The organism is Desulforamulus profundi (assembly GCF_002607855.1).
This window is the reverse complement of sequence record NZ_AWQQ01000071.1, coordinates 1-10,128: the sequence shown is the minus strand read 5'-3', so window position 1 is coordinate 10,128 and position 10,128 is coordinate 1. Positions and strand designations below refer to the sequence as shown.

Below are 10,128 nucleotides of genomic sequence, written 5' to 3'. Positions count from 1 at the left end.
AGGGATGTTCCCAAATCCGGCTGCTTGAGAATAAGCAGCATGGGAACCCCGATATGGATAAAGCAGGGGATCAGGTCCTTTAAGGTATTTAAATGCCCTTCCCGCCGGGTTAAGAAATCCGCAAAGGTGATAATGATAAAAATTTTGGCAAACTCCGAAGGCTGCAGCAGAAAGGGTCCTAAATTAATCCAGCGGGTGGCACCCTTGGCACTGTGTCCCAGGGGGGACAAAACAACCAGCAGCAGCAGTATATTCAGGATATAAATGGTTTTACGGTGACGCCGGAAGTCCTCATAGGGAACGGATAAAACAAACCCCAAAATAATTAGACTGAGGATTACGAAAAAGATCTGTTTTTTTACAAACGTACTAAAAAATAATTTGGTGTATTTAACAATTGATATTCCAATGGGTTCACTTGTACCTTCACTGCTCAGCCCCAGTGTATCTTTGTTCCAGATTTCCTGCTGCTGCCGGAAATCCATCGGGCTGCTTACAAGGGTAGCACTGCTGATAATCACCAGGCTGAAGCAAATAATTAAGAAAACGGCAATTAATAATGTATAATCAAGGTTTTTTACAAACCGCTTGTCCACCAAAACAATCACCACCTATAAATCCTTTAACTTATAGATTATATAATATTTCTGATTGAAACAAAAGGGGCTGTCTTTAGACTAAGGGGTATTCCTTTTGGGTCTAGTTGTTAGACTTTTGGGTATTACTTAAGGGGCCTGTTGTTAGTACCAATTTACAGGACCACTCAGGAATACCCAAAAGGCTAGCAACAGGACCCCAAAAACATATCCGCAGTCTAGCAACAGAACCCTAAAGGAATGCCCCAAAGACAAAAAGAGATGCCTCTGCATCTCTCTTCTTAGGCCAGGTTTTTGGCCCGTTTCATTCGTTTTACCGGGATGTTGGCCACAAGAGCAACCTGATTGTCGTTGCTGTCCAGGCTAACTTCCAGTGCCTGTTCGTCAATCTCCATGTAATTTGAAATCACTTTAATCAAGTCGTTCTTAAGGGAAGAAAGTAGCTCGGGTGATACATTGGCCCGGTCGTGTACCAGCACCAGCCTCAATCTTTCTTTTGCCACATTCTTGCTGCTTGTAGTCTCACGACCAAAAACCCTGCTTAGAAATTCTAACACTCCGGTACCCCCTTTCCTACTTCAGTCCAATCATTTTCTTTAAGGCACTAAACAAACCGTCCTGTTCTTCGAGGTTCAATAAAGGCACATTTTCACCCAGGATACGACGGGTGATGTTGCGATAAGCCTGACCGCTCTGGGATTTGTCATCCCTTACCACGGTCTCCCCTTTGTTGGTTGTTACAACAACCTGCTCATCCTCCGGTACCACACCCAGCAGGTCAATGGCCAGGATTTCATTCATATCGTCAATGCTCATCATATCGCCACGGTTTACCATCTTGGGACGGTACCGGTTGATGATCAGTTTGGCTCCCGCAGGTCGGCGGCCTCCAAGAGTCCGATAATGCGGTCGGCATCCCGCACCGCAGACACTTCCGGGGTGGTAACCACAATAGCTCTATCCGCCCCGGCAATGGCGTTTTTAAAACCCTGTTCAATGCCGGCCGGGCAGTCGATGATAACAAAATCAAATTCCTTTCTCAGATCCTCACAGAGTTCCCTCATTTGATCAGGGTTTACCGCTGTCTTGTCTTTGGTCTGGGCTGCGGGTAACAAATGCAGCCCCTCATACCGTTTATCTTTGATCAAGGCCTGACGAATGCGGCAAACACCGCTGGTAACATCCACAATGTCAAAAACGATGCGATTTTCCAGCCCCAGTACAACATCCAGGTTACGCAGCCCGATATCGGCATCCACCAGACACACCTTTTTCCCGTAGGAGGCCAGGCCTGTCCCCAGGTTGGCAGTGGTGGTGGTTTTACCAACGCCCCCTTTGCCGGAAGTGACTACGATGACTTCACCCATATTTTAGGTCCTCCTTACTATGACAAGCGTTTTACACCGAATGAAACCTGTTAACAAAGAACGGTATCCGTTACTTAATTACAGAATTAAAGGTTTCTATGGTCACGACACCGTTTTTTATCCGGGCCAGTTCCGGGTAATCCGGGTCGGATGATTCATCCTCCGGCGGTCGGGTGATGTGATTGCCAATTCTCAGCTGCGTCGGCCTGAGTCGAAAGGCCAGAATAATGGCATTGGTGTCTCCTTTGACGCCGGCATGTACAACCCCCCGCAGCGAGCCCATGACAATGATATTGCCGGAGGCACCACTTCCGCACCGGGGTTTACATCTCCCAGTACCACTACGTTTCCGTCATGACAAATACTTTGTCCGGAACGCAGGGTTCTTTGCACTAAAATGGTATTCTCATCCACCAGTTCCGCTAATTCCACCGGAAAACTACCAAGGGATGGATGACTGGTTGTGGAATTGGACAGTGTCTCTTTGGTCAAAATAACTCCCTCCCGCTTACCCTATACTTCAATTCTACGCTAAGTACCAAATCCTTCTAAAGATGGATAAAAAAAAAGGGGCGTTTCGCCCCTATATTATGAGATAATTAGACATTATACCGTTTATTCCGGACTGTAGCCGGTTTGCTGCTGTGTATTCTGTACCTTAAAGTAAGCAGCAAACAAATCCCTTGCCACCGGCCCTGCAGCCACACCACCTTTGCCGCCATAGTCCACCACTGTGGCCACAGCTACTTCCGGATTTTTAAAGGGGGCATAGGCTACAAACAAGGCATGGTTGTCGCGTCCGAAGACCTCTCCGGTACCGGTTTTCCCGGCCACCTGGATGGGGAAACCACTAAATATTCCGGAGGCTGTACCAATACTGGTCACCATGTTCATACCCTCCTGGGCAACCTTTAAAGCCTCCGGCTTAACGCCAACCTCGCCGATTTTTTGCGGCTTAAATTCCTTAAGAATCTTTCCATCGGGACTGGTGACCTTTTCTACCAGGTAAGGTTTCCACCGGGTTCCCCCGTTGGCAATGGCAGCAACATAATTAACGAGTTGCAAAGGAGTATATTCATTGTACCCCTGTCCGAGGGACATGTTTAGGGTATCATAAACCTGCCAATTCAGGTCCCATTTGTACTGGTCGTACTGGTTTTGCACCGCCCGCAGTTCCCTTTGCTTGGCTTTCTCCAGTTTTTGTCTCTCCTCCGGGTCTGTGGCACTGGCCAGCAAAGGCTTGTATTTTTCTTCTACGGCTTTAAATTTAGGTTCATAGACGGCATCCAGATAGGCTTTGTTACGCTTATATTTGTATTCCGGCGTAGGGACATTGCCGGCAGGTTCACCGGGAATTTCAATACCCGTCCGTTCCCCAAACCCAAACATGCGGGCATACTTGCCAATAATATCAACTCCCAGGACCCGGTGCCCTATATACCAGAAATAAGTATCGCAGGACTCCGAGAGGGCCTTGCGCATATCTACCCGGCCATGACCGCCCGGCTTCCAGTCATTAAACGTTCTGTTACCAAAAATATAGTAGCCGGGGTCAGAGAGCGCCCAACTGGGGTCCACTTTCCCGGTATCTACCCCTGCTACGGCAAGTACCATCTTAAAGGTGGACGCAGGGGGGTACAACTGTAAAACACGATTCGGCAGAGCACCGCTTTTTTGTAAATCCTCCCATTGTTTCTGGCTTAACCCGTTAATCCAAATGGAAGGCTCGTAGGTAGGATAACTGGCCATGGCCCGGATGGCCCCGGTTCTCACATCGATCATGACCGTGGCCCCGCCCTTTGATTCATAGCCAAGCTTCCTCATGTACAGTACTTGCCTCTCCAGGGATGCCTCAGCAGTCTTTTGCAATTCAGCATCAATGGTTAAAACCAGGTTGTTGCCGGGAACGGGCTCCTTAATGCCCAGGTCCCTGACCGGGCGGGCCTGGGCGTCCACTTCCACCTGCCTGGCCCCGTCTTGTCCCCTTAAATAGGGTTCAAAGGCATTTTCCAGCCCTTCTTGCCCGTACATATCCCCAAGCCGGTAGCCTTTATCCTGATTTCTTTTTAATTGTTCTTGTTTAATTTCCTGCACATACCCCAGTACATGGGACAGCATGGAACCAAAATGGTAATTTCTTACCGGCTCAACGTCGATCACCACCCCGGATAATTCCAGGCGCTGTTCTTCCAGGACGGTAATGGTTTCCAGCGGAACATCCGTGGCCAGCCGCACCGGCTGGAACATCCTGAGCTGTTGTTCCTCCAGCTTTTTCATAATTTCCTTGGGGTCCATACCCAGTATGCCCGCCACCCTGTTGACCACCCGGTCGGTGTCCTTTAACCCCAGGTAGACCAGGGAAACTGTATAAACCGGCTTGTTGCCCACAATTTTTACTCCCTTACGGTCGTAAATCTCACCCCTGGGAGCGATAATGGGGTTCAGCCGCATGTGGTTTTGTTTGGCCAGGGTTTCAAAGCGCTCGGTTTCTAAAAGCTGCATATATGCTAAACGACTGATCAGAACCACAAAGATGAAGCTTACAATGAAGAGGAGCACACGGGTCTTTTTCTCGATAATCTTCCTTTCCAAACAAACTCCTCCCAAACAAACAGAATATTAAGGTTCTCTTTCCCGCAGCCAACCATCTTCGTTGGAACTGTAAAATTTCCAATAGGTCAGGGGAACCAGCAGGGCGGTGTAAATGGCGGATGGAAGAACCACCTGGGCCAGGGCAAAGGAAGGTGCCACTTCGATATCCAAGTAAAACAGCAGCATATAATAGGCAAGCTGGTTGGCGATCCCCACCATAAAGGTCACCAGGGTAACAATAATTACACTTTCCTTATAAAAACGGGCCTCCGCCAGACCCACCAGGTAGCCCGCCATCATTTTGGTAAGGGCGTTCAACCCGATGTAATTGCCGGTAAATATATCCTGCGCGAGACCTGCCAGAAAACCCAAAAAAGCCCCCTCCCTGGAGCCACGGAGGAAGCCATTAAACACAACCAGCATTAAAACCAGGTCGGGTTTCACCCCTGCCACCTGAAGGAAGGTAAATAGGGTCGATTGTAACAACAATGCGATTGTTATCAACAATAAAAAAACAAAGGAACGCAATTAATCACCCTCCGTCGGAGGAAGAATATCGGGATTATAGACAGTGGTAATCACCAGCACTTCTTCCAGCCGGTGGAGATCCGCAAAGGGCGCCACGGTAGCGGTCTTAAACAAACCCGTGGGCTCATCGGATACATGAACCACTCTGCCAATGGGAACCCCCTTGGGAAAGGTGCGGCCAATGCCCGAAGTAATGATGATTTGACCATCCACCAGCTGGGTATCCTTCGGCACATGGATCAGCCTGGTCTCCCCGGAGCCGGAAGTTGTCCCCTCCAGCACCCCGGGCACGCGGGATTCCTGAACCATAGCTCCCACCCCGCTGCGGGGGTCGGTAATCAACATTAACTGGGAAGTATTTGAGGATACCGCCACGATCTTACCAACCAAGCCCGCCGGTGTTACCACCGGCATATTTTTAACTATACCATCCTTGCTCCCCTTGTTCAAGGTGACAATACCAAACCAATTTCCGGGATCACGGCCAATGACTGCCGCCACCCGGGTGCTGAAATTTTGCTTATACTGGTCCCGGTATTGCAGAAGTTGCTTGAGACGTTGATTTTCCTGCTTAAGCTCTTCTTGCAAATACAGCTGCCCCTTCAAAAGGGACACCTGTTCCTTTAACGCTTTGTTTTCTTCAGGCAGCCTGCCCAGGGAAGTAATGGATTCCACCCCATTGCGGAAGGTCCCGCCAATTCTCATCAGCACTCCCTGGACAGGGGCCAGGCCGTCTTTGATGGCTGTTTCCATGGGCGTAAGCTGGGGACGCCCCACGTGGGTAAATCGCATCACCAGCAGGGTAATACCCACCAGAATGGCCAGCAGCACAAAATTCTTATAAGATACAAACCGGGGCAAAATCTCACACCCTTAGGCCAACTTCTTCGGTTGGATTAATACACGTCTTAGGACATCGATATTTTCCAGCACCCTGCCTGACCCGTAAGCCACTGCCAGCAGGGGTTCTTCGGCCAGATGAACAGGCATGCCCGTTTGAGCACTGACCAGGCGGTCCAAGCCCCGGAGCAGCGATCCGCCGCCGGCCATCACAATCCCCCGGTCCATGATGTCCGCAGCCAGTTCCGGCGGCGTCTTTTCCAGGGTAACCTTAATGGCCTCCAAAATGGCCGCCACGGGTTCGGACAGTGCTTTATAGATTTCCGTCGAGGTAATTTGCAGGGTTTTCGGTAAACCGCTGACCAGGTCACGCCCTCTTATTTCTTCGGTTTCCTCCACATCCAGCGGGTAAGCGGTGCCGATATTAATCTTAATGTGCTCGGCGGTGCGTTCACCGATCATTAAGTTGTAGGTCCGTTTTACGTGCTGGATGATGGCATCGTCCATTTCATCGCCGGCGATGCGGATGGACTTGCTGGTGACAATGCCGCCCAGGGATATGACGGCCACTTCCGTGGTACCACCGCCGATATCAACGATCATGTTGCCTGTGGGTTCATGCACCGGCAATCCTGCGCCAATGGCCGCAGCCATCGGCTCTTCGATCAGATAAGCTTCCCTAGCCCCGGCCTGCAAGGCTGCTTCCCGGACAGCCCTTTCTTCCACGGCGGTCACGCCGGAGGGTACACTGACCACCACCCGGGGTTTGACGATAAAGGAACGTCCCCGCAGCGCCTTGTTGATAAAATACTTTATCATGCTCTGGGTAACGTCAAAATCAGCAATTACGCCGTCCTTCATGGGACGAATGGCCACGATGTTGCCCGGGGTACGGCCGATCATCTGCTTGGCTTCTTCCCCTACGGCCAGAACTTGCCCGGTTTCCCTTTGAATGGCCACCACCGACGGCTCCCTTAAAACAATGCCCTTGCCCTTCAAATAAACCAGCGAGTTGGCAGTGCCTAAATCTATGCCCATATCCTTGGAAAATATACCAAGTCTCATTATTTTCGTCCTCCTTAGGTTTGGTTAAATAAGTCCTTTTGATTTTAAGCTGGTGAATCTATTATCTCCAATTACGATGTGGTCCAGGACATCGATTCCGATAATTTCTCCCGCTTCGACCAATCTTTTGGTGAGGGAGATATCCTCCCTGCTTGGCGTGGGGTCCCCGCTGGGATGATTATGTACCAAAATAACGGAGGCTGCACTCCGGCGAATGGCGATTTTAAAAAGCTCCCTGGGATGTACCATGGAAGAATTCAGGGTGCCGATGGAAATGGTCTCCCTGGCCAGCACCTGGTTTTTGGTATTGAGAAGCAGGGCCTGAAAATATTCCCGGTCCCTGTCCCTTAAGTCCTCCATCACCAGAGCACATACATCCTCGGGACAACGGATCACCGGTCGCTCTTCCGCAGGCAAAGCAGCCAGCCGTTTGCCCAGTTCAAGGGCCGCCTTTACCTGCACGGCCTTTGCCGGACCAACCCCTTTTAGTTCGCTCAGTTCCTCTATGGTGGCTTGGGCCAGTGCCCGCAAGTCCCTAAACCGGCCCAATAATTCAGCCGCCAATTCCATGGCAGAAGCCCTGGCTGTACCGGTCCGCAGCATAATGGCTAGTAAATCAATATCGGAAAGGTTTGCCGCCCCTTCTTTAAGCATACGCTCTCTGGGGCGCTGTTCCGGTGGTAGTTCGCGCATTACGGGATAAGTCATACAATTTCGACTCCAAACATTCTTAAAGCATCTGCCAGTTTGGCAACCGGCAGGCCAACCACATTGAAATAACAGCCCCGAATGCTGTCAATAAAGATCGAGGCTTTTCCCTGCACAGCGTATGCGCCGGCTTTGCCCATCGGCTCACCGGTATCCACATAGCGCTGGATTTGTTCTGACGACAGAGGCTTAAACCGTACAGCGGTGGCCTGGTGGGTCACCACCGATTGACCGGTGGCGGCGTCAATGACTGCCAGACCCGTGAACACCTCGTGGCTTCTGCCCTGCAGGCTTTTCAGCATCTGCACGGCTTCCTCACGGTCTGCGGGTTTTCCCAGGGGTTTTCCTCCCAGTACCACAAGGGTATCGGCACCGATAACCAGCCCTTTGGTGCTTTGTGCAGCCACCACCGAAGCCTTTCGTTCCGCTAGTTTCTCCACTTGCTGGGCCGCAGGCATATTTTCATCCAGTGTCTCGTCCACTTCACTGACTTTTACCTCAAATTCCAGCCCCAGGTTGGCAAGAAGTTCCTGGCGCCTGGGAGATGCCGATGCGAGGATAATAGGACGCACAAGTGAAACCCCCTGTGAAATTTAACAAATCTTATAATTTTCGATAGGCTAAAAATCCTAATAATATTCCCAGCCCGGTCACAGGCCCCAGGGACATGGTTAAACCAAAGGATACTTGAAGAAAATGCAAGTTGAAGGTTGTATTGTTTAACCCGATGGTTGTAAAATTTTTCAGTACAGGCAGGTAGACTGCCAGTGCTTGTCCTATGGCGCTGCCGGCCACACCGAATGCAAGGAGCAGGATGATTAAAGTCCCCGGGCCTTTGCTACTCTAAATGTTTTACCCATGCTTTCACCTGTCAGGAAAGGATTGGAATTACTTCTTATAAGTTTATCATCCACCCTTTTATCTGACAAGCAAATACAGATACTTTAGTTGTCCCCGATAAACCGATAAATATCCATTAAAATTAGGAAGGTGGGTAATAACCCACCTAATTTAGCAAAATCCTTTATTTTTCTTTCAACGCCAGGTTGAAGGTCAAAATTTCCAGTTTGACCGACAGGTCAACGTTTCGCACTTCAACGTGGTCGGGTAGATTCAAGGATATCGGGGCAAAGTTGAGGATGGCTTCCAAACTGGCCTTCACCATGATGTCCGCAATTTCCTGAGCAGCTTTGGAGGGTACGGCGATAATGCCGATACGAACATTATGCTCTTTCACCACCCGTGACATTTCCTCCAGGGGGAGAACTTCCAGGTCAGCAATACGCTTGCCGATCTTTGTCAGATCGTTATCGAATACCCCGACAATGGTAAAGCCCCTGTCCTTAAATTCCCTGTAAGTCACCAGTGCGGAGCCAAGATTACCGGCCCCCACCATCACGAGATTCCACGGCTCAGACAAACCAAGAATTTTTACGGTGTAGCGAATTAAATCTTTAACGTTATAGCCCACACCCCGGGTTCCGAACTCACCGAAGTAGGCCAGGTCTTTACGGACCTGGGCGGGACTAACGCCAACACCCTCAGCAATGTCACCGGAAGAAACGGTAGTTATTCCTTTTTTATCGAGTCTTTTTAAAAACCTGGAGTATATCGATAACCTAGTTATGGTTGCTTCTGGGATCTTTAGCGCTTTCACCAGGTCCCCTCCCTTTTCTGAAGATAGTGCTGTATTTTTCATCCCTGTTAATTTTCTAATTATTTATATTTTATATTATAGTAGTAAAAGTTCAGGTTGCAAAGGGCATTTGTGAATTTTATGACATTACTTTTTTGTGCAAAGCTCAAACTTTGTCGCTTAGATGACGAATAAGCCGCACTTTTAAAGACAATCTTCGACATCGTTATGTATATTATAACCGTTTGCAAGTGCCTATTGCTTAAAATAATATACTTATTGTTTTTAATCTTGTGCCAGATTGTTTTTTCACAAAACAAGGGATGATAAAAATCACTCCGGTTTAGCAGTTCCGGAGTGATTTTTATCAGAGAGTCCCAAAACCGAGCGGGCTTCCGCCACCATGTATAAGGAACCGGTGATACACAGGATGTCATCCTGCCGGGTCCTGTCCAGAGCCGCTTTCACTGCTTCTTGTACATCTTCTATGACAATTACATCTTCCAGGTAGTTTTTTGCATGGTCCGCCAGTCTGGTCCAATCCCCGGCCCTGGGGTGGTTGGAGCGGGTAACCACCACCGCCCTGGCCAGAGGGGCCAGTTCCGCCACCACCTTGGATCTTTCTTTATCCGCCAGCATGCCCAGGAGAAAGATAAACCGGCGTCCGGGAAAGGATTCCAGCAGGGCCTGTTTCAGAGCCAGGGCTCCGGCATGGTTATGGGCGCCGTCCAATAGGATGTCCTGGGTTTTTCCTATAATCGTCCCAATCGCCCCGCCATTGAACCTGTTCGTAATC

11 protein-coding genes and 2 pseudogenes are annotated in these 10,128 nt (G+C 49.7%); all 13 read right to left on the bottom strand.

All coding sequences use genetic code 11. The annotated features are described in order from the left end of the window. The coding region (locus P378_RS12150) for an FtsW/RodA/SpoVE family cell cycle protein (protein WP_238473176.1) at positions 1-596 on the bottom strand (596 nt) is incomplete at its 3' end. Between the two features lie 281 nt (positions 597-877). Beyond that, positions 878-1,153: a cell division topological specificity factor MinE gene (gene minE / locus P378_RS12145; RefSeq protein ID WP_099083437.1), complete on the bottom strand. Its 276-nt coding sequence runs from the start codon at positions 1,151-1,153 to the stop codon at positions 878-880. 16 nt (positions 1,154-1,169) lie between these two features. After that, positions 1,170-1,963 (bottom strand): annotated as a pseudogene (minD, locus tag P378_RS12140) (septum site-determining protein MinD). A 70-nt stretch (positions 1,964-2,033) separates the two neighbouring features. Beyond that, a pseudogene (gene minC, locus P378_RS12135) lies at positions 2,034-2,455 on the bottom strand (septum site-determining protein MinC). Positions 2,456-2,578: 123 nt separating this feature from the next. After that, positions 2,579-4,555, bottom strand: a complete 1,977-nt coding sequence (mrdA, locus tag P378_RS12130) for a penicillin-binding protein 2 (RefSeq protein ID WP_099083436.1) — start codon at positions 4,553-4,555, stop codon at positions 2,579-2,581. Positions 4,556-4,582: 27 nt separating this feature from the next. Continuing rightward, positions 4,583-5,083 (bottom strand): rod shape-determining protein MreD, encoded by a 501-nt coding sequence (gene mreD / locus P378_RS12125; RefSeq protein WP_099083435.1) that lies wholly within the window; start codon positions 5,081-5,083, stop codon positions 4,583-4,585. After that, positions 5,084-5,944, bottom strand: coding sequence for a rod shape-determining protein MreC (mreC, locus tag P378_RS12120; protein ID WP_099083434.1), 861 nt, complete (start codon positions 5,942-5,944; stop codon positions 5,084-5,086). It lies immediately after the preceding gene. 12 nt (positions 5,945-5,956) lie between these two features. After that, on the bottom strand, positions 5,957-6,988 hold the full coding sequence (locus P378_RS12115) for a rod shape-determining protein (RefSeq protein WP_099083433.1): 1,032 nt from the start codon (positions 6,986-6,988) through the stop codon (positions 5,957-5,959). A 24-nt stretch (positions 6,989-7,012) separates the two neighbouring features. After that, entirely contained in the window at positions 7,013-7,696 is a 684-nt protein-coding gene (radC, locus tag P378_RS12110; RefSeq protein ID WP_099083432.1) for a RadC family protein, read from the bottom strand. After that, positions 7,693-8,268, bottom strand: coding sequence for a Maf family protein (locus P378_RS12105; RefSeq protein WP_099083431.1), 576 nt, complete (start codon positions 8,266-8,268; stop codon positions 7,693-7,695). The genes radC and P378_RS12105 overlap by 4 nt, the downstream gene beginning before the upstream one ends. Before the next feature lie 31 nt (positions 8,269-8,299). Further along, entirely contained in the window at positions 8,300-8,491 is a 192-nt protein-coding gene (locus P378_RS12100) for a DUF4321 domain-containing protein (RefSeq protein WP_238473175.1), read from the bottom strand. A 229-nt stretch (positions 8,492-8,720) separates the two neighbouring features. Beyond that, a complete protein-coding gene (locus P378_RS12095) occupies positions 8,721-9,395 on the bottom strand; it encodes a redox-sensing transcriptional repressor Rex (protein WP_099083430.1) in 675 nt (224 codons plus the stop codon). Positions 9,396-9,665: 270 nt separating this feature from the next. Further along, the coding region (locus P378_RS12090) for a glutamate ligase domain-containing protein (RefSeq protein ID WP_274378714.1) at positions 9,666-10,128 on the bottom strand (463 nt) is incomplete at its 5' end.